This is a genomic window from Spiroplasma endosymbiont of Poecilobothrus nobilitatus (genome assembly GCF_964030655.1).
Lineage (GTDB): Bacteria > Bacillota_I > Bacilli_A > Mycoplasmatales > Mycoplasmataceae > Spiroplasma.
On sequence record NZ_OZ034915.1, the window covers coordinates 499,628 to 519,185 of the forward strand.

26 protein-coding genes and 1 pseudogene are annotated in these 19,558 nt (G+C 24.3%); 19 read left to right on the forward strand and 8 right to left on the reverse strand.

Annotated elements, in window-relative coordinates; translation table 4 throughout:
* Position 1: 1 nt before the first annotated feature.
* Positions 2–202, forward strand: a complete 201-nt coding sequence (locus AAHM76_RS02875; protein ID WP_342256825.1) for an MBL fold metallo-hydrolase — start codon at positions 2–4, stop codon at positions 200–202.
* A 3-nt stretch (positions 203–205) separates the two neighbouring features.
* Positions 206–832, forward strand: coding sequence for a hypothetical protein (locus AAHM76_RS02880; protein ID WP_342256600.1), 627 nt, complete (start codon positions 206–208; stop codon positions 830–832).
* 52 nt (positions 833–884) lie between these two features.
* Here the strand turns inward: AAHM76_RS02880 and AAHM76_RS02885 are convergent, their stop codons facing one another.
* Positions 885–1,226, reverse strand: a complete 342-nt coding sequence (locus AAHM76_RS02885) for a hypothetical protein (protein WP_342256601.1) — start codon at positions 1,224–1,226, stop codon at positions 885–887.
* A 182-nt stretch (positions 1,227–1,408) separates the two neighbouring features.
* On the opposite strand from AAHM76_RS02885, the gene AAHM76_RS02890 reads away from it, so the two are divergent.
* The 5 genes and pseudogenes from AAHM76_RS02890 (at position 1,409) to AAHM76_RS02905 (ending at position 6,316) form a co-directional block, all read left to right on the forward strand.
* The gene (locus AAHM76_RS02890; protein WP_342256602.1) at positions 1,409–2,215 is read left to right on the forward strand and encodes a hypothetical protein; all 807 of its coding nucleotides are present in this window, start codon (positions 1,409–1,411) and stop codon (positions 2,213–2,215) included.
* 73 nt (positions 2,216–2,288) lie between these two features.
* A complete protein-coding gene (locus AAHM76_RS02895) occupies positions 2,289–3,926 on the forward strand; it encodes a hypothetical protein (protein WP_342256603.1) in 1,638 nt (545 codons plus the stop codon).
* Between the two features lie 563 nt (positions 3,927–4,489).
* Positions 4,490–4,555, forward strand: a pseudogene (locus tag AAHM76_RS08415) (hypothetical protein); the annotation flags it as partial.
* 21 nt (positions 4,556–4,576) lie between these two features.
* Positions 4,577–5,152 carry a DDE-type integrase/transposase/recombinase gene (locus AAHM76_RS02900; RefSeq protein WP_342256604.1) on the forward strand — a complete coding sequence of 192 codons (576 nt, stop codon included), beginning with the start codon at positions 4,577–4,579 and terminating at the stop codon, positions 5,150–5,152.
* Between the two features lie 52 nt (positions 5,153–5,204).
* Positions 5,205–6,316, forward strand: a protein-coding gene (locus AAHM76_RS02905) for an IS3 family transposase (RefSeq protein WP_342256605.1) whose coding sequence is annotated in 2 segments (ribosomal slippage) — positions 5,205–5,448 and positions 5,448–6,316 — 1,113 coding nt in all. Because the reading frame shifts where the segments join, the coding sequence is not laid out codon by codon here.
* On the opposite strand, the gene AAHM76_RS02910 is transcribed toward AAHM76_RS02905, so the two are convergent.
* A complete protein-coding gene (locus AAHM76_RS02910; RefSeq protein WP_342256606.1) occupies positions 6,309–6,593 on the reverse strand; it encodes an IS3 family transposase in 285 nt (94 codons plus the stop codon). The genes AAHM76_RS02905 and AAHM76_RS02910 overlap by 8 nt on opposite strands.
* A gap of 53 nt (positions 6,594–6,646) precedes the next feature.
* Complete coding sequence (locus AAHM76_RS02915) at positions 6,647–6,925, reverse strand: transposase (protein WP_342256319.1); 279 nt, start codon at positions 6,923–6,925, stop codon at positions 6,647–6,649.
* 134 nt (positions 6,926–7,059) lie between these two features.
* On the opposite strand from AAHM76_RS02915, the gene AAHM76_RS02920 reads away from it, so the two are divergent.
* Complete coding sequence (locus AAHM76_RS02920) at positions 7,060–7,650, forward strand: DDE-type integrase/transposase/recombinase (RefSeq protein ID WP_342256607.1); 591 nt, start codon at positions 7,060–7,062, stop codon at positions 7,648–7,650.
* Between the two features lie 115 nt (positions 7,651–7,765).
* Here AAHM76_RS02920 and rbfA read toward each other — a convergent pair whose 3' ends face one another.
* Positions 7,766–8,104 carry a 30S ribosome-binding factor RbfA gene (gene rbfA, locus AAHM76_RS02925; protein ID WP_342256608.1) on the reverse strand — a complete coding sequence of 113 codons (339 nt, stop codon included), beginning with the start codon at positions 8,102–8,104 and terminating at the stop codon, positions 7,766–7,768.
* A gap of 627 nt (positions 8,105–8,731) precedes the next feature.
* Between rbfA and AAHM76_RS02930 the strand changes: the two genes are divergently transcribed.
* Positions 8,732–9,079: a hypothetical protein gene (locus AAHM76_RS02930; protein WP_342256609.1), complete on the forward strand. Its 348-nt coding sequence runs from the start codon at positions 8,732–8,734 to the stop codon at positions 9,077–9,079.
* Between the two features lie 12 nt (positions 9,080–9,091).
* On the opposite strand, the gene AAHM76_RS02935 is transcribed toward AAHM76_RS02930, so the two are convergent.
* On the reverse strand, positions 9,092–9,814 hold the full coding sequence (locus AAHM76_RS02935; protein ID WP_342256826.1) for an alpha/beta hydrolase: 723 nt from the start codon (positions 9,812–9,814) through the stop codon (positions 9,092–9,094).
* Positions 9,815–9,903: 89 nt separating this feature from the next.
* On the opposite strand from AAHM76_RS02935, the gene AAHM76_RS02940 reads away from it, so the two are divergent.
* From AAHM76_RS02940 to AAHM76_RS02970, 8 genes are all read left to right on the forward strand, one after another.
* Positions 9,904–10,182: a transposase gene (locus AAHM76_RS02940; RefSeq protein ID WP_342256610.1), complete on the forward strand. Its 279-nt coding sequence runs from the start codon at positions 9,904–9,906 to the stop codon at positions 10,180–10,182.
* A 53-nt stretch (positions 10,183–10,235) separates the two neighbouring features.
* Positions 10,236–10,745 (forward strand): DDE-type integrase/transposase/recombinase, encoded by a 510-nt coding sequence (locus tag AAHM76_RS02945; protein ID WP_342256611.1) that lies wholly within the window; start codon positions 10,236–10,238, stop codon positions 10,743–10,745.
* A 39-nt stretch (positions 10,746–10,784) separates the two neighbouring features.
* Positions 10,785–10,940, forward strand: coding sequence for a transposase (locus tag AAHM76_RS02950; RefSeq protein WP_342256612.1), 156 nt, complete (start codon positions 10,785–10,787; stop codon positions 10,938–10,940).
* A gap of 174 nt (positions 10,941–11,114) precedes the next feature.
* Positions 11,115–11,570, forward strand: coding sequence for an IS3 family transposase (locus AAHM76_RS02955; RefSeq protein ID WP_342256613.1), 456 nt, complete (start codon positions 11,115–11,117; stop codon positions 11,568–11,570).
* Positions 11,521–11,748 (forward strand): hypothetical protein, encoded by a 228-nt coding sequence (locus tag AAHM76_RS02960; protein ID WP_342256614.1) that lies wholly within the window; start codon positions 11,521–11,523, stop codon positions 11,746–11,748. Before AAHM76_RS02955 ends, AAHM76_RS02960 begins: the two co-directional genes overlap by 50 nt.
* Entirely contained in the window at positions 11,711–11,884 is a 174-nt protein-coding gene (locus AAHM76_RS08420) for an IS3 family transposase (RefSeq protein ID WP_425289436.1), read from the forward strand. The genes AAHM76_RS02960 and AAHM76_RS08420 overlap by 38 nt, the downstream gene beginning before the upstream one ends.
* Before the next feature lie 103 nt (positions 11,885–11,987).
* Complete coding sequence (locus tag AAHM76_RS02965; protein ID WP_342256615.1) at positions 11,988–12,374, forward strand: hypothetical protein; 387 nt, start codon at positions 11,988–11,990, stop codon at positions 12,372–12,374.
* Between the two features lie 171 nt (positions 12,375–12,545).
* Positions 12,546–12,986 carry a hypothetical protein gene (locus AAHM76_RS02970; protein WP_342256616.1) on the forward strand — a complete coding sequence of 147 codons (441 nt, stop codon included), beginning with the start codon at positions 12,546–12,548 and terminating at the stop codon, positions 12,984–12,986.
* A gap of 125 nt (positions 12,987–13,111) precedes the next feature.
* Here AAHM76_RS02970 and AAHM76_RS02975 read toward each other — a convergent pair.
* Positions 13,112–14,205, reverse strand: a protein-coding gene (locus AAHM76_RS02975; protein ID WP_342256617.1) for an IS3 family transposase whose coding sequence is annotated in 2 segments (ribosomal slippage) — positions 13,112–13,962 and positions 13,962–14,205 — 1,095 coding nt in all. Because the reading frame shifts where the segments join, the coding sequence is not laid out codon by codon here.
* A gap of 164 nt (positions 14,206–14,369) precedes the next feature.
* On the reverse strand, positions 14,370–15,230 hold the full coding sequence (locus AAHM76_RS02980) for a bifunctional 5,10-methylenetetrahydrofolate dehydrogenase/5,10-methenyltetrahydrofolate cyclohydrolase (protein ID WP_342256618.1): 861 nt from the start codon (positions 15,228–15,230) through the stop codon (positions 14,370–14,372).
* A gap of 168 nt (positions 15,231–15,398) precedes the next feature.
* On the opposite strand from AAHM76_RS02980, the gene AAHM76_RS02985 reads away from it, so the two are divergent.
* Positions 15,399–17,006 (forward strand): formate--tetrahydrofolate ligase, encoded by a 1,608-nt coding sequence (locus tag AAHM76_RS02985; protein WP_342256619.1) that lies wholly within the window; start codon positions 15,399–15,401, stop codon positions 17,004–17,006.
* A gap of 108 nt (positions 17,007–17,114) precedes the next feature.
* On the opposite strand, the gene AAHM76_RS02990 is transcribed toward AAHM76_RS02985, so the two are convergent.
* Positions 17,115–18,074 (reverse strand): IS1/IS1595 family N-terminal zinc-binding domain-containing protein, encoded by a 960-nt coding sequence (locus AAHM76_RS02990; protein ID WP_342256620.1) that lies wholly within the window; start codon positions 18,072–18,074, stop codon positions 17,115–17,117.
* A 126-nt stretch (positions 18,075–18,200) separates the two neighbouring features.
* Here AAHM76_RS02990 and AAHM76_RS02995 point away from each other — a divergent pair, with 126 nt between their 5' ends.
* Positions 18,201–19,544 (forward strand): hypothetical protein, encoded by a 1,344-nt coding sequence (locus AAHM76_RS02995; protein ID WP_342256621.1) that lies wholly within the window; start codon positions 18,201–18,203, stop codon positions 19,542–19,544.
* Positions 19,545–19,558 lie beyond the last annotated feature (14 nt).

The window sequence follows — 19,558 nt, forward strand, 5'->3', positions numbered from 1 at the left end:
GATTGGCGGGCCACCACGTGTATTAAATACTAAATTATATAATGGCAATATTTGACCAACTAAGGTTTTAAAAGAAAAGGGAATTAATAAGATTTCTGCTATTTTTTTCAGTCACTTTCATACTGATCATTATTCAAATTTCAGAAGTATTTTAAATAATTTCCAAGTTGATAATATTATTTTTAATAATGAAGCAAATTAATTTATGAAAAAATTTATTGATTCAATTAGCCCTAATACAAAAATTTATGATAAGTTGGAAGAATTTTATATTTTTGAGGGTATTAAATTTCATAATTGAAGTTATTATGCAAAAGATTTTCTTGATAAAGAAAGTCATAAAAAACAAGTAAATCGAAATAATTTATCAAATGTATTATATTTTAAAATTGGACCAACAGATTTTTTATTTACTGGTGATGCTGAAAAAGAACTTGGAGAAGCTATTGCTAGCCAAAAACCTGATATTTTTAAAAATATTGATATTTATCAAGTGCCACATCATGGAAGTAAGAATTCTCTTAATAAATCGTTTTTTGAAAAATTAAATCCAGAAAATTGTTATATTCCAGCTACATATGATGAGGAAAATACATCATGGAGTAATTTTTCGGGAGCAGCAAGCCACAAATTTCCAGATGGTAATATTATTGATCAATTAAAAGAAAGTGGTTGTCAAGAAATTATGACAGGAAAACCATATAATGGCTTAACAACTAGTCAATTAGAAAAAAATGATAATACTGAAGTGACAATTACTATTTATTTAGATAAAAACGGAAAGATTATTGATAAAAAATATTTTAAAAATATAATTTTAAATTCTCTTTAAATAAAAGTAATTAATTAAAAAAATAATACATTTGGTTAAATGTATTATTTTTTTAATTAGAAGAATCTTTTTTATTTAATTCTCCTTCATTTTTATCTTTTTCATAAATTTCAACAATTGCTTTATGACATAAATATTCTTCTTCTGAAATATTCTGAATAATGCGTTCTTTAATTTCCTCTTCAATAAATAAAGAAAGATATTTATTTAAAGTATTAACTGCGTGATTAATTTCATCATTTTCTGTAACAAAATCATTAATTAATTCAAATTTTTCTTCTCATGATAAGTTATTAACAAATTCTAAAATAAATCTTGGATTCTCTTTAATATATTCTGATAAGGGTTTATCAACATGTTCATCGATAAAAAGATCAATTTTTTCTGGCAACATCGCTGTTTTTACCTCCTACTATATTTTTTAATAATATTAATAATTTTTAATTATTGATATTATTAAACTCACTTTAATTATAACATTTATTTTTAAAAAAACATTTTTGCATTTTTGACAATAAATCTATATAATATTTGCAAATAAGGTAAAATAATTCTTTAAAGGTAAGGTGTAGTAAAATGAACAGGCTATTTGAAATTAATTATATTGATTGACCATTAATATTATTTATTGCTAAGATATTAGTCTTCTTTGCTGTTGTTTATTTTGTTTCATATCTTACAAATCTTACTGTTTTAAAGAAAAAAACAAAACAAAGTTTAACAATTATTTTTTTAGTTGGAATTCAAGCTAGTTTTTATTTTTTACTAATGGATACAACGAATTTATTGGTTCTTCGTAATCTCCTTTCCTCAACAGTTTTCTTAATTAGTTTATGAATCTTAATTGGTAAACAATTGCTTCCTAATTATTATAATGATTCAATTATTTGTCTTTTTTCAATTATATTTAAAGTTAGTTTAATAACAATATTTGCAATTCATAAGGCTAGTATCAAAGGCTCAGACAATATGATTATTATTATTTTTCTATTTTTTATTTCGTTTATTGCAACAATATATTTTTTTAAACAATATTGAACAAAATATTTAAAGATTGTCATAATTAATAAAATTTTAGATTATATCAATACATTTAAGCCATTTCATCGTGCTTTAAATGAAAATAATATTTCTCTTGTATTATTTTCACAAAATGTTTTTGTTTTAATTTCCCTTGCTTTTTCTGTTAATAGTACAATTATGTTTAAAAAACTTTCATTAATTTTAAAACAACAAAATATTAGGGAAAATTTTAGTTTCATTAATTTATGTGAATTAGATAATGCTATTAAGTCTTTACAAATGCATATGCTAGTAAATAAACGCAGTGAAAAAGAATTAAAAATTATTGTAAACGGTTATCAACAAGAGTGTTTAAATTAGCATAGTCTTCTAAATGTTATTTTTAATTAAATAAAATTTTAAAAATTAAAAAATAAAAAAGGAGATATAAATAATGAAAAAAATTTTAGTTATCTTAAGCAGTGTTATTTTAACAAGTTCACCTGTTTTTGGTTTGGGTGGATGTGCGCCTACCCCTGCTGGGCACCGTGATATTGATACAACGAGTGGGGGAGAAAATGATAAAAATGGGGGAACTAGTGTTGATTATGAAAAAAATCGAATTATTAAACGATTAACTAGTTTTAGTGAATTGTCACCTCTTGTTGTTGACAGTAATGAATACCAAACTGTTAATAATGCTGCTGCTTTCAGCATTTTAGAAAGTAAATTTAAAGAATTTAGTGATGATTTAATGCTAACACAAACAAATTTTACGCCTATTGAAATTGCGGAAGATGGAACTACTCATTATGGGGAATTAACAGTTGTTGCTGATTATAAAGATAAAGAATTAACTAATCCAAAAACAAATGATTCAAATTTTTTAATTCCTGTTGCTACTAATAATTTAAAATGAACAAATGATACAGTTCAAAAATTAAATAAAAGTATGACAATGGTTTTATCTAAAATGAATCTTCCATTTCAAGGCACTAACTTAGCAATTGGCAAGATTTTATCGTTAATTACAACGTTTCATCTTTTTGATAATTTGCCAAAAGTTATTCCAACTTCATTTAATGCGGATGATCAAAATTGAAAAAAATGAGAAGCCTTTGTTAATAATGAATTAATGAATTTGCCACTTGCTGATGAAGTGCTTAAAAATGGTGAAATTAATGAAACAATAAAGAAAGATCTCTTGTTTGGTACTACTTCAGAAATAAAAATTAAAGCAAAATATCTTAATATTTTAAATAGTTTAGCACCAGATATTATTCATTTCCGTAATTTTGTTCTTGAAAAACGTGAGCAACAAAAATCACAAAATTTAATCTTATTACTATTACAATATTTATTTGAAAAGCCACGAGAAATTAACAATGATGGGTTTTTAGATGTTAATAAAAATATTCAAAGTACTAAAAATAAAAAAAGAACCCTTCAATTTAGTATTAATTTAGAACATATTTTACATAATTTGTTAGAAGGATGAAAAAGCAAAAGTGGTGAATGGTCAGCTAATAGAACTCCAATTTCAATTGTAGTAAAAGTTGATTTATGAATATCAACTACAACGATTAATATTAAATATGAAAAAATTCCGACAAGTTTTTGACAATTAAAAACATCCGGGACAGAGGGACTTATTGATATCCTTTCTATTGATAAAATTAAAGCGTTTATTAATCAATTATTTAATTACGATTTAATAACTGATTTATCAATAAAAGTAAAACTTATTAATTGAGATTTTAATTTTTCAATTCCACTTAATGGGCAAATTAAAAAACTTATACCATCAATATTAAAAATTAGTGGACATAGTAGTGAAACAATTGATAATAATGCTATAGAATTAGTTAGTTGATTAGTTCAAATTGAATATCAGGATGAAAAAGAGGGGGCATGGAAAACAGCTACTGAAATTACTGATTTAGCATCAGCACTAGAAATGCGAATTAATATTAATAATATTAAGTTTAAAGTTAAATCAATTAATGATACGATGATTTTACTTGAAACAACTAATCCGGATTTACATCTAATCTTTATTTCAGATATTGATTCTAAAATTTTGGGGAAATAGTTATTTTTAAAAATTAAAATAAGAAAAGAATACTTTAATTATTAATTAACAGAAGAAGACTGCACCCCAAAAAGTATGTAAAATAAAAAAAGCATTTGTTAAATTTTTATAGGGGGTGCATTTTTATATGGCAAAAAAGGACAAAAATATAACAAATATACATCAGAATTTAGAACAAAAATCATTTAGGAAATTAAACAAAAAAGTTGTTGAATAGTAGCAAAACAATATAATATAAATGCAAATACAGTAGAATCTTGATGAACAAATCATAAAAAAGGAAAATTAAACAATCCTAAAGGACCTAAAATTTCTTTTGACAAAAGAAATTTAGAATATTATAAAACAAGGTATGAATTATTAAAAAAGATCCATGACTTTTACAATTAAGCAAACTAAGAATAGTCTCTTTTATTAAACAAAATTGTCGTGAATATTCAATAAAATTATTACTAAAAGTAACAGGGTTAAAACGTATTTATTGAAATAAATATAAAAATTATGACAGTAGCAAAAAAGATAAAAAAGCAATAAATGATATTGTAAAAGTCTATGAAGAAAATTTAAAACAATTTGGTTATCGAAGAATTACTAAATATTTAAAAGAAGATTATGGTATAAAATATAATTCAAAAAAAGTTTTAAGAATTATGCGTGATAATCAAATGCAACCTGAATATGTAAGGAAAATGAGAAGAAAAATAAAGTATAAACAGAATAAAAAAAAAAGCTTATTGCAATATCCTGATTTAATTAAACGTAAATTCAATGATATAAAAACAAGGTTTTCAGTACTATATACTGATGTAACATATTTAATTTGAAAAGGAGAAAGATATTATCAATCAACAATTATTGATGGATATACTAAAGAAATAGTTGATGTAAAGTGATCTAAATATAATGACAATAAATTAGTAATGGATAATTTAAATGATGCAATTAATAAAATAAAATTAATAAAAAAAGATCTGAATGGAATAATAATTCACTCAGATCACGGATATCAATATACATCCACTATTTATCACGATAAATTTTTATCTAACGGTATTATAATTTCAATGGGGAAAAAATACCACTGTGCAGATAATATTGTTATAGAAAGTTTTCATTCATTACTTAAGAAAGCTACAATCCATAATAAAATATATAATTCACATGAAAAATATATACAAGATGTTATAAAATGAAATATGGATAGGCTACAATTATTAGGACCATAATTATATAGACTTCAAAATTAGATAAAATTATTAAGAAAGAAGGAATATAAAAATGGGAAATAAAACTTCATACTCTGAAGAATTTAAAAAACAAATTGTCATGCTATATAAAAATGGTAAAAGTGTTATTAATCTAGGGCAAGAATATAATTTATCAAAACCAACTATTTATAGTTGAGTTAAAAATTATAATAATTCTGGTTCATTTAAAGCAAAAGACAATCGCACACTAGAAGAAAATGAAATAATAACTTTACGAAAAGAACTTAAAGACTTGAAAATGGAAAATGACATTTTAAAGCAAGCCGCACTGATAATGGCCAAAAAATAACAATAATTAATAACAACAAAACAAAATATTCAGTAAGAAAAATATGTAATATTTTGGGTTTATCAAAATCAACGTATTATTATCAAACTAATAAATGTATTAACAAGCAAGTTAATAATTATGAACAAGAAATTATCAGCGCCTTTAATAAAAGTCGCAAAATTTATGGGGCTCGCAAAATTAAAGTTATTTTAAACAGAAAAGATATCATCTTATCGCGGCGAAAAATCAGATTCTTTATGATCAAAAATAATTTGGTTTCTAAATACACCAAATTAAAATATCATAATCATAAAACAACAGTCAATAATGACCAAATTAATAATATTTTAAATCGTCAATTTAACAACAAAAAACCTAATGAAGTTATTGTTAGTGATTTAACATATGTTCAAGTTGGCGCTAAATGACATTATATTTGTTTATTAATTGACTTGTTTATTCGTGAAATAATTGATTATAGTGCTGGGCCGAATAAAACAGCCGAACTTGTTCAACAAGCTTTTAATAAAATAACACGACCATTAAATCAAATAACTCTATTTAATACTGATCGTGGTAATGAGTTTAAAAATAAAATCATTGATGAAATTTTAATAACTTTTAATATTAAAAGATCATTAAGCAATAAAGGCTGCCCTTATGATAATGCTGTGGCTGAAACAACTTACAAAACTTTTAAAACTGAATTTATTAAGGGTAAAAAATTTAAAAATTTAACACAATTAAAATACGAACTTTTTGATTTTGTGCATTGATATAACAATATTCGAATTCATGGCAGTTTAAATTATTTATCTCCAGTTACTTTTAGAAAACAAATGTCTATATAAAAAGTGTCCTAAAAAGTGTTGCCATTCCAATTGTTTTATGATTATGATATTTTAATTTGGTGTATTTAGAAACCAAATTATTTTTGATCATAAAGAATCTGATTTTTCGCCGCGATAAGATGATATCTTTTCTGTTTAAAATAACTTTAATTTTGCGAGCCCCATAAATTTTGCGACTTTTATTAAAGGCGCTGATAATTTCTTGTTCATAATTATTAACTTGCTTGTTAATACATTTATTAGTTTGATAATAATACGTTGATTTTGATAAACCCAAAATATTACATATTTTTCTTACTGAATATTTTGTTTTGTTGTTATTAATTATTGTTATTTTTTGGCCATTATCAGTGCGGCTTGCTTTAAAATGTCATTTTCCATTTTCAAGTCTTTAAGTTCTTTTCGTAAAGTTATTATTTCATTTTCTTCTAGTGTGCGATTGTCTTTTGCTTTAAATGAACCAGAATTATTATAATTTTTAACTCAACTATAAATAGTTGGTTTTGGTAAATTATATTCTTGCCCTAGATTAATAACACTTTTACCATTTTTATATAGCATGACAATTTGTTTTTTAAATTCTTCAGAGTATGAAGTTTTATTTCCCATTTTTATATTCCTTCTTTCTTAATAATTTTATCTAATTTTGAAGTCTATATAATTATGGTCCTAATAATTGTAGCATATCCAATTTAAAAGAAGATTATGGTATAAAATATAATTCAAAAAAAGTTTTAAGAATTATGCGTGATAATCAAATACAACCTGAATATGTAAGAAAAATGAGAAGAAAAATAAAGTATAAACAGAATAAAGAAAAAAGCTTATTGCAATATCCTGATTTAATTAAACGTAAATTCAATGATATAAAAACAAGGTTTTCAGTACTATATACTGATGTAACATATTTAATTTGAAAAGGAGAAAGATATTATCAATCAACAATTATTGATGGATATACTAAAGAAATAGTTGATGTAAAGTGATCTAAATATAATGACAATAAATTAGTAATGGATAATTTAAATGATGCAATTAATAAAATAAAATTAATAAAAAAATATCTGAATGTAATAATAATTCACTCAGATCACGGATATCAATATACATCCACTATTTATCACGATAAATGTTTATCTAACGGTATTATAATTTCAATGAGGAAAAAATACCACTGTGCAGATAATATTGTTATAGAAAGTTTTCATTCATTACTTAAGAAAGCTACAATCCATAATAAAATATATAATTCACATGAAGAATATATACAAGATGTTATAAAATGAAATACATGATATTCAAATCGTAAAGAAAAAGATATAATTAAAAAATAGTAAATACTTTTTATTAGTAATTACTAAAATGGGTGCACTATACATTCCATAGTATTTTTTTACTAGCTAATAAACATTATTTAATGTCTATGTATTTATGCTTTGATAAGGTTTCTTATTTTAAATTTTGCAAGATTGCTTCAATATTATTCGCATTATCTAATGAATGGTCAAAAACAAATTCTAAATCCGGACAACGATAAATTTCTAATTTATGCGCTAATTTACTTCGAATTTCATTTTTATAATTTTGAACAATATTGTGAAGTTCTGCCTCTGATTTATTTAATAATGATGAATAATAAACCTTTGCATGACTTAAATCATTTGATAATTTGACAGCATGAATTGATATAGTATTTAAAATTTCATCACGAATTTCTCGTTGCATAATAATTGTTAAATCACGAGCAATCAAAGATTGCATTATTTCAACTTTAATTTTATTTGCCATTATCTCACCTTTTTCTAACTTACTAGTATTATAACAAAGCATTTTATAAAAAGGAATAATTTTATTAATAAACAAAATTATTTTTAAAAAGAACCGAAAAAAGGATTAGATGTAATTAAAAAAACAATTTTTATGTGATAGTATGTAAAATATACCAAGGAGGGACTATGAAACGTTGAAATTATCGGATTTGATACAAAGATTATCTCTGATATTATAAAGTAATAATTGTCAGTTTAGCTTTTGGGTTCTTAACTTATGGATTTTACATGGATATTTTTAAAGAATTTTGATATGTAAAAGGAACAAAGTTTACTAGTTTGCAAAATTATGACATCTATCTTATTAAGTTTTTATTCTGTTCAAGTTAATATCATAACTATTACTTGGTTAATATTAGCAATTTTTAATCATCATCGTGAACAAAAAAAGTTGGTTTTTTTCAACTAATGCTAAATTAAGTATTTTAAACTGAAATTTATTAATGTTTTTTTTTTTTTTTTGAATTGGAATTATTATTGGTTATGAAAATGGACAAGTAACAATTGCTGAATATAGTAAAGCACAAATTAGTTGTACTGTTGTTCCTCATTTTATTATGCCAATTCTTTTTTTGGTTATACCTTCTTGTCATTTGGTGATCATCGTCTTAGTTGAAAAAAAGACTTTTTACAAAAAGATTGATGAATTAGTTTAAGTTATCCATTTTTTTATTTAATGTATGTTATTGTGCGAGTAGTGGCTTGAAAACAAGATGGCAATATTACTTGAGCATATCCTTATCCATTTTTAGACATTGATAATCCAATTATTTCAGGATTTTCAAGAGTACAAGCAGCATGTTTTATTGCTTTTATCTTTATTATTGTTTTTACTATTTTTCGCATTAGTTTGCATAGCCTTAACAATGGTATGTGCCGTGTTTTTAATAAAAATAAAACTAAAAATAAAAAAGAAGAAAATAGTGATAAATAACTTTATTTATCACTATTTTCTTTTTACAGTTGTAATAAAATTTATTATTGATGTTAAATATTCCGTTAAATTATGATATATTCCGCGAACATGATCGCAATCAAAAACAATCCGACGACTAATTTTTTGTTTTTCATACTTACGCTTATTTTGGTAAGCCACCCGCCCCATTATATATGGTGTTGCATGATCTTTCTTATTTAAGATATATAACACTGGCAATTTTGCTAATGCTTCCAAATTTTCACCAGGATTAATTTGTTCTGGATCATACCCACGTGTTTCAATTGCGTAACGACGAATTGCATAATAATGTTCATAATAATTAACTTTTGTCTTTAACATATAATAACGATATAAAACATTTAAATTACTAATTGTTGAATCTAAAACAGTACTATTAATTAATTTATTTTTATCAAATGAAAATTTTAAATATTCCATAATAACAAAAGTTCCCATTGACCGACCATGAAAATTAAGTTCCTTTAATTTTGGATCAATTTTAGTTTGTAAAAAATCAACTACTACTGCTAAATCATATTTTTCATAGTAACCCATTGTTGTCATTTTAGTAGTTGATTCGCCATGATTTCGTTGGTCAAAAACAAGAATATTATAACCTAACCGAAGATAAATTAAACCAAAAAAAATTGCACGGAATTTATGTGAATTTAATCCGCGAACAACAACAACTCATTTTTTATTGTTGTCATTTTTTACTCATGAACGAATTGAAAATCTGGATAGGCTACAATTATTAGGACCATAATTATATAGACTTCAAAATTAGATAAAATTATTAAGAAAGAAGGAATATAAAAATGGGAAATAAAACTTCATACTCTGAAGAATTTAAAAAACAAATTGTCACGCTATATAAAAATGGTAAAAGTGTTATTAATCTAGGGCAAGAATATAATTTATCAAAACCAACTATTTATAGTTGAGTTAAAAATTATAATAATTCTGGTTCATTTAAAGCAAAAGACAATCGCACACTAGAAGAAAATGAAATAATAACTTTACGAAAAGAACTTAAAGACTTGAAAATGGAAAATGACATTTTAAAGCAAGCCGCACTGATAATGGCCAAAAAATAACAATAATTAATAACAACAAAACAAAATATTCAGTAAGAAAAATATGTAAGATTTTGGGTTTATCAAAATCAACGTATTATTATCAAACTAATAAATGTATTAACAAGCAAGTTAATAATTATGAACAAGAAATTATCAGTGCCTTTAATAAAAGTCGCAAAATTAAAGTTATTTTAAACAGAAAAGATATCATCTTATCGCGGCGAAAAATCAGATTCTTTATGATCAAAAATAATTTGGTTTCTAAATACACCAAATTAAAATATCATAATCATAAAACAACAGTCAATAATGACCAAATTAATAATATTTTAAATCGTCAATTTAACAACAAAAAACCTAATGAAGTTATTGTTAGTGATTTAACATATGTTCAAGTTGGCGCTAAATGACATTATATTTGTTTATTAATTGACTTGTTTAATCGTGAAATGATTGGTTATAGTGCTGGGCCGAATAAAACAGCCGAACTGGTTCAACAAGCTTTTCATAAAATAACACGACCATTAAATCAAATAACTCTATTTGGATGGGTTAAGATAAATTGGACAACAATAATGTAGAGTAAATATTTATAATTAAACTACAATGGAGGTGTAATTATGGCAAAGAATCATTATACTGATGAATTTAAGCAACAAATTGTTGGTCTTTACAAAATGGGTCAAACTCCTGAACAATTAGTCAATGATTATCAAATTGGTAAATCTACTGTTTGGAAATGAGCTCACCAATTTAGCAACTCGGGGCTCATTTAAAGCTAAAGACAATAGAACGCCAGAATAAAACGAATTAATTCAATTACGTAAAAAAGTTAAACAATTAGAAATGGAAAATGACATTTTAAAGCAAGCAACACTGATAATCTTCAAAAAATAGCAATCATTAAAAATAACAAAGCAAAATATCCAATTATTAATTTATGTAAAACATTGAAATTTGCTAGATCAACATATTACTATCAATTAAAAGCAAATAATTCCAAGAATACTCAAAACATTGATAATGCTGTTATCAGTATTTTTCTAAAAAGTCGTAAAAATTATGGAACACGCAAAATTAAAGTTATATTAGCTCAGCAAAATATCATGTTATCTCGTGTAAAAATTAGCAACATAATGAAAAAATATAACTTAATTTCAAATTATACAAAAATCAAATACAAACATTCAAATACAACTGATGTTACATATAAATATAACAATTTGTTAAATCAAGATTTTGATAGTTATAAACTACATGAAGTTGTTGTCAGTGATTTAACCTATGTTTTTATTAGTAACAAATGATATTATGTCTGTTTCTTAGTTGATTTATTTAATCGAGAAATTATTGGTTATGATGTTAAGTTTACACAAAAATGCCAAATTAGTTGAAAGCAGCTTTAATAAACTTCAATTTTCATTAAGCAATATTAAAATATTTCATACTGATCAAGGCAGTGAATTCAATAATAATCTTATTTATAACCTGTTAGTTAAAAATGGGATTCAAAAATCTTACAGTAAACCAGGTTGTCCTTATGACAATGCTGTTACGGAATCAACATACAAATGAATTTATTAAAAATAATAAATTTAAAAACGTTGAGCATTTTAAATTAGAATTATTTGATTACATTAATTGGAACAATAATAATCGAATTCATAGCAAACTAAATTATTTAACACCAGTGCAATACAGAAATTATTATTCTACATAAAATTTGTCCAAAAAACCCTTGCCATTCCAATTTTAAAGATAAATTTGATAAAAGAAAAATTCATCTTGATTCATTTTCAACCAACACTAAATGTTGTATTCAAATGGCTGTTGATAGCAATAATAATATTTATGTTAAATCAACCAACACAAAACGATTACAAAAACAGTGAATTATTGAAAATATTAATAAACAATTAATCAAAGAAAATTCAATTATTATTTCTGACATGCAACCATTATATTTATTAGTAGCAAAACAAACAAATTATATTTTATTAGCAACTAAAACTAGTACAAATCCTGATGCTAGTTATCGGAAATTAAATAAAATTAGTAAATTACAATCAAATCTTAAAGAATCCTTAATTCATTATCATGGCTTAGGTTTCACAAACATTCAAAATTATTTAAATCTCTGAAAATGAAAATACCAGCATAAAGGTTTAACGCCAAACCAACAATCATCGGTATTATATTTTAACGTATAAAAAAGTTAAATAACAATATTAAAAGTTTATATAATTTTCTTTTAAAGTTATCATATTGATGATTTTTTTTATTTCATCAAGAGTTTTCTACAAAATTAAAAAAAATTTATCATTAATATTTTTAAAAATAAGTTATAATATAAATAATGTTATGGTTAAGGAGGAAAAACAATGGCAAAAATGAAATATGCAACAATTAAAATTAATGTGACATTACAAAAAGTAATGATTTGAATTTCTGGGTTATGATTATTTATCTTAGCAATCTTAAATTCTTTTCCAAACGTTAATGTTAACACAAAACTTTTTGTTCACAATAATACTGGTGATAATGGTGCAATTATTTTGATTACAGCTTTCTTATTTATCTGTGTTGCAACCTTTATTCGTCACAAAATTGCTAAATTAGTTGCCGGAATTATTTTTATTACTATTGCAATTATTGGAATGATTGGTGCAATTATTACTTCAACAAAAGAAGTTTCAACATGAGTAATTGTTGTTGGTGAATTAATTGCTCTAATTGGTGCTTTAATATGATTATTAGAAGGAACCGGAGCAATTCGTGTTAATAAAACAAACACAGCAAGTACACCAAGTAATAACAAGTAATTATTATAAAAAATGTTTAACTAAATTTAGTTAAACATTTTTTATTTATGAGCATTATTCAAGATCAAGTTCTTCCTCTTCTGCAGCAATCACTTCTGGAATGGTAACACTTTTTAGGACACTTTTTATATAGACATTTGTTTTCTAAAAGTAACTGGAGATAAATAATTTAAACTGCCATTAATTCGAATATTGTTATATCAATGCACAAAATCAAAAAGTTCGTATTTTAATTTTGTTAAATTTTTAAATTTTTTACCCTTAATAAATTCAGTTTTAAAAGTTTTGTAAGTTGTTTCAGCCACAGCATTATCATAAGGGCGGCCTTTATTGCTTAATGATCTTTTAATATTAAAAGTTATTAAAATTTCATCAATGATTTTATTTTTAAACTCATTACCACGATCAGTATGAAATATAGTTATTTGATTTAATGGTCGTGTTATTTTATGAAAAGCTTGTTGGACCAGTTCGGCTGTTTTATTCGGCCCAGCACTATAACCAATTATTTCGCGATTAAACAAGTCAATTAATAAACAAATATAATGTCATTTAGCGCCAAATTGAACATATGTTAAATCACTAACAATAACTTCATTAGGTTTTTTGTTGTTAAATTGACGATTTAAAATATTATTAATTTGGTCATTATTGACTGTTGTTTTATGATTATGATATTTTAATTTGGTGTATTTAGAAACCAAATTATTTTTGATCATAAAGAATCTGATTTTTCGCCGCGATAAGATGATATCTTTTCTGTTTAAAATAACTTTAATTTTGCGACTTTTATTAAAAGCACTGATAATTTCTTGTTCATAATTATTAACTTGCTTGTTAATACATTTATTAGTTTGATAATAATACGTTGATTTTGATAAACCCAAAATCTTACATATTTTTCTTACTGAATATTTTGTTTTGTTGTTATTAATTATTGTTATTTTTTGGCCATTATCAGTGCGGCTTGCTTTAAAATGTCATTTTCCATTTTCAAGTCTTTAAGTTCTTTTCGTAAAGTTATTATTTCATTTTCTTCTAGTGTGCGATTGTCTTTTGCTTTAAATGAACCAGAATTATTATAATTTTTAACTCAACTATAAATAGTTGGTTTTGATAAATTATATTCTTGCCCTAGATTAATAACACTTTTACCATTTTTATATAGCGTGACAATTTGTTTTTTAAATTCTTCAGAGTATGAAGTTTTATTTCCCATTTTTATATTCCTTCTTTCTTAATAATTTTATCTAATTTTGAAGTCTATATAATTATGGTCCTAATAATTGTAGCCTATCCAACTATGAATATTTCTTTTAACTAAAATATCTATGAAAATCTTTTTAATAATATTTAGTGATATAAAAGTTAAAAGAAACATTTTTATATTTCTTGATTTAATTGATAAAGATATAAGATATTTTCTAATAATGCGGCAATTGTCATTGGTCCAACTCCGCCAGGGACGGGGGTAATCATTTTTACTTTTGAAAAAAAATTATTAAAGTCAACATCACCACATAAGTTATTATTTTCATCACGATTAATTCCAACATCAACCACAATAGCATTTTCTTTAATCATCTCTGCTGTAACAAATTTAGCTTTTCCCACGGCAGAAATTAAAATATCAGCTTGTTTTGTAAAAGCAGATAAATTTTTTGTTTGCGAATGGCAAACTGTTACAGTTGCTGAGGCATTTATTAAAAGATTAGCAAGGGGTTTACCAACAATGTTACTACGGCCAATAATTACAGCATGCTGTCCCGCTAATTGAATTTTATAGTGTTTTAAAAGGGCGATGATTCCTTTTGGAGTACCTGGCAATAAGTTATAATGTCCAAGCATTAAATTGCCTAATATTTCTGGAGTAAAGCCATCAACATCTTTTTTAGTTGTTATTGTGTTAATAACTTTTTCACTATTAATATCCCTTGGCAATGGAAGTTGAACAATAATTGCATCAATATTAGAATTATTATTTAAGTCATTAATAATTTTTATTAAAGCTGATTCGGCAATACTATCTGGAAAATTTAATACATTACAAGTAACACCAACTTTTTCACAAGCAATTTTTTTATTTTTAATATAAGTAGTACTTGCTTTATTATTACCAATTTGAATAATTGTTAAGGCAGGTACGCGTTGCTTTTTTGCCTTAATTTTTAAAATTTGTTTAGTTATTTTTACTTTGATTAATTCACTAACTATTTTCCCATCAATTATTTTTGCTTTATCCATTAAATTTTCACTCTTTTCTATGCTAAAATACCTGTATATAAATTATTGTATCTGAAAGAGTTAAATAATTAAATACAAAATCTTAGCATTTTTAAAATAGCATCGTGTTTAAAAATTATTGACACTCCATAAAAATAGGACATTATTAATTAAAAGGAGTAAAAGAAAATGGAAAAAATTATAACAATTGGAACAAAAATTAATTTAAAAGATGATGATTTAATTAAATATGGTGATTATATGGCAAAAGTAAAAGCCTTTAATTTTATTAATTTACCTAAAAAAGCAAAGTTTATTTTAGTGACAGCAATTAATCCAACCAAAGCAGGAGAGGGAAAAACAACTTGTTCAATTGGCATTGCTGATATGTTGAATCATTTAGGATATCAAACAACTTTAGCATTACGAGAACCATCGTTAGGACCAGTGTTTGGATTAAAAGGTTCAGCAACAGGTGGTGGCGAATGCATTATGGAACCAGAAAATGAAATTAATTTACATTATACTGGTGATTTTCATGCAATTACAACAGCAAATAATATGGTTAGTGCTATGATTGATAACATTCTTTTTTGAGGAAATCCACTGCAAATTGATCCTAAACAAATTGTTTGACAACGTTGTTTGGATGTTAATGATCGTGCTTTACGAAATATTGAAATAAAAATTAATGATAAATTACATCGTTCAGAACATTTCCAAATTGCTGCTGCTAGCGAAATTATGGCAATTTTAGGCTTAAGTAAAGATTTTGATGATTTACGTCGTCGTTTAGACCAAACAATAGTTGCTTATAATTTGAATAATGAACCAGTTTATCTACACGAATTAAAAATTACGGGTTCATTATTAGCCTTATTAAAAAATGCTTTATTACCAAATTTATCGCAAACAAAATATGGTACACCATTGTTAATCCATTGTGGGCCATTTGCAAATATTTCCCATGGGACAAATTCTTTAATTGCAACAAATTTAGCATTAAAATTAAGTGACTATGTTGTTAGCGAAGTTGGATTTGGGAGTGACTTAGGATTTGAAAAATTTAATGATATTATTAATTTAAACGAGGAATATACACCAGATTGTACCGTGTTAGTAGCAACAATTAGAGCATTAAAATTACATGGTGGTGCTGTTGAAACAACATTAGCAACAGCTGATCTTGGTAGTTTAAAAAAAGGATTAGGGCATTTACAACATCATATTAAAATTATTCAAAATTACCATTTAAATTTTTTTGTTTGTTTAAATCAATTTGCAACTGACACTCCTGAAGAAATTGCTGTCGTGACTGAATGGTTAAAAGAACAAAAAATTCCATTTGGAATTAATAATACTTATCATTTAGGAATTAAAGATAATCCAACTTTGGTTAAAGCTATTATTAAAGAAATTGAAAAACCACAACAATATCAATTATTATTTAATCCATCAACAACATCTCTTACTGAAAAAATTAAAATAATTTGTACAAAAATTTATCAAACAACAAAAATTGTTTTTAGTCCATTGGCACAAACAAAAATTGATTTTTATCAACAAAATACAAAATATCAACATTGACCAGTTTGTATGGCTAAAAATCATCAAACAATTTTTGGCAATAAAAATCCTTATGATGATCAAATTATTATTCGTGACTTAAAAATTAATTCAGGAGCAGAATATTTTATTGCTTATTTAGCAGATATTATTACAATGCCTGGTTTAAATAAAGTTCCTAATGCTGTTAGCATTGATGTTGTGAATGATGAGATTATAAATATTAAATAATTTTTGTTTTTAATTTTGTAGAAAACTCTTGATGAAATAAAAAAAATCATCAATATGATAACTTTAAAAGAAAATTATATAAACTTTTAATATTGTTATTTAACTTTTTTATACGTTAAAATATAATACCGATGATTGTTGGTTTGGCGTTAAACCTTTATGCTGGTATTTTCATTTTCAGAGATTTAAATAATTTTGAATGTTCGTGAAACCTAAGCCATGATAATGAATTAATGATTCTTTAAGATTTGATTGTAATTTACTAATTTTATTTAACTTTCGATAACTAGCATCAGGATTTGTACTAGTTTTAGTTGCTAATAAAATAGAATTTGTTTGTTTTGCTACTAATAAATATAATGGTTGCATGTCAGAAATAATAATTGAATTTTCTTTAATTAATTGTTTATTAATATTTTCAATAATTCACTGTTTTTGTAATCGTTTTGTGTTGGTTGATTTAACATAAATATTATTATTGTTATCAACAACCATTTTAATACAACATTTAGTGTTGGTTGAAAATGAATCAAGATGAATTTTTATTTTATCAAATTTATCTTTAAAATTACCTTTGTGGATTTCTTTAATAAATGTTTCATCGATTTGAATTTGGCCATTTAACGTTTTAAATTTTAATTGGGTGTTTTCTAATTGTTTTGATTTCATTATTTTTTGGCGATTATATCAAGCGGTTTTCGGTGATGTTTTAATAAAGTGGGAAATCATTTTACTAGATTGGCCTAATAATGAAATTTGAATCAATAAATTTCACTGTTCATATTTTAAATGACTTCAATACGTAAAATGATCACGAAAAGCATCAAAACTAGCACGACATTTTTTGCATAAATATTTTTGTTTTCCTTCAGGATTATGACCATTTTTAACACAATAAAAAGATTGACAATTAGGACATTTAATACCTTTATCCCTAAATTTTTGGTCAATTTCATTTAAGCGTTTTTGTTTTTTAATTAATTCTGCTTCTTTTTTGACTTTTTCATGAAATTCTAAAAATTGATCATCTGTTAAACTATTTATTAATTCTTCAATTATTTTTTCCATTAATTATTCACCTCTTATATTAAAAATATACCTAATTTTAGGTATATTTTATAAATATCAAGAGTTTTCTACAAAATTAAAGATTTTTGTTATAATATTATTAAGTATAAAATAAAGGCGAACTTAATGCAGAAAAAAGCAAAGTTTTTAGAATTAAATAGTATTGTTAGTAAACAGCTTAATTTAGCAACTAATATTCGAAAAAAAATGCAGGAAATTTTTAGAATTTATAAAAATAGTTTTCAAAAATTAGGTTATCAAACAATTGCTCTTGGTGAATATGGTTTTAAAACATTAACAAAATATGACAAGTTAGAGTTAGAATTAGCCGTTATTAAGTATCATCCTAAAAATAAAACAGGCTTACGTGAACAAATGTTTCAAGTTGTTTTAAATGAAATGCGCAAAAATATTAGCAAAGGAACAGTTATCAAGGATAGTCAAAATGATGGTTATTTAGAATATCAAGTTAACGATGAAATTAATTTTATTGTAAGAATTATTCCTTTTTGTTATAAAAAAAAATCAGAAGGAGAATTAACATATATTTTTTGACGAAATGGAATTGAAAAAAATGATAATGTTATTCAAGTTGTCCAAGGTTTTAATAAAGCTAATAAGATTTCTAATAATTTATTACGAACATTATTAAAAATGATTAAGTATGTTTTGAAAGATGATTTTCCATATTATTATATTTTATATACTTTAAACTTACGATGGTTTTATGAATATTTTACAAAAAGATATGATAATTATTTACAAAAAATTGATATAAGTAAGCGAATTGAAAAACAAGATTTAATGAAGTGTCGTAATATTAATTTTCAAAAAAATTGATTTTTAAATAATATTGATGGTGAAGAATTAATTTTTTATATTTTAGAACGTTTTTGAAAAACAGAAACATATTATTTTCGTGAATTTGAATTTATTGAAGAAGAAATTTTTGAATCAATTTCACGCTATAGTTGATATACCAATAATTGCTTTTTAACACCATATGATTATTATGTGGATTTTAAAATTTATAATATTAAAGAATTTAATGATTTAAATTATGTTCAATCAGAGTTTAAAAATACTAATTTTTCGCGAATTCAGTATGATTACTGCCGTAATCATGATTTAGGAATTTATGTTACACCAATTAAAATTTCAGGGGTAGTTGGTTTTATTGATTACGCAATTAATTTTAAACAAAAAGCAACAGGCCTATTTAAAAAACTGGATCCGGTAAAACGAAAAGATGCGATAAGTGTTAATCAACGAGAAATTATGGAGGAACTAAATTTAATTGCACATAAATGATTAACAACTTATCGTAAAAAATTAACATATATTAAGGTTTATTTTGATAAAAAATATCCAATTATTTCATCATCAAATTATTATATGCGATTGCAAGCTATTATGACTTCTGTTGATAACTTAAAAAATGATGATTATGTTATTGGTAATGATAATTAAAAGATAAAAACTAT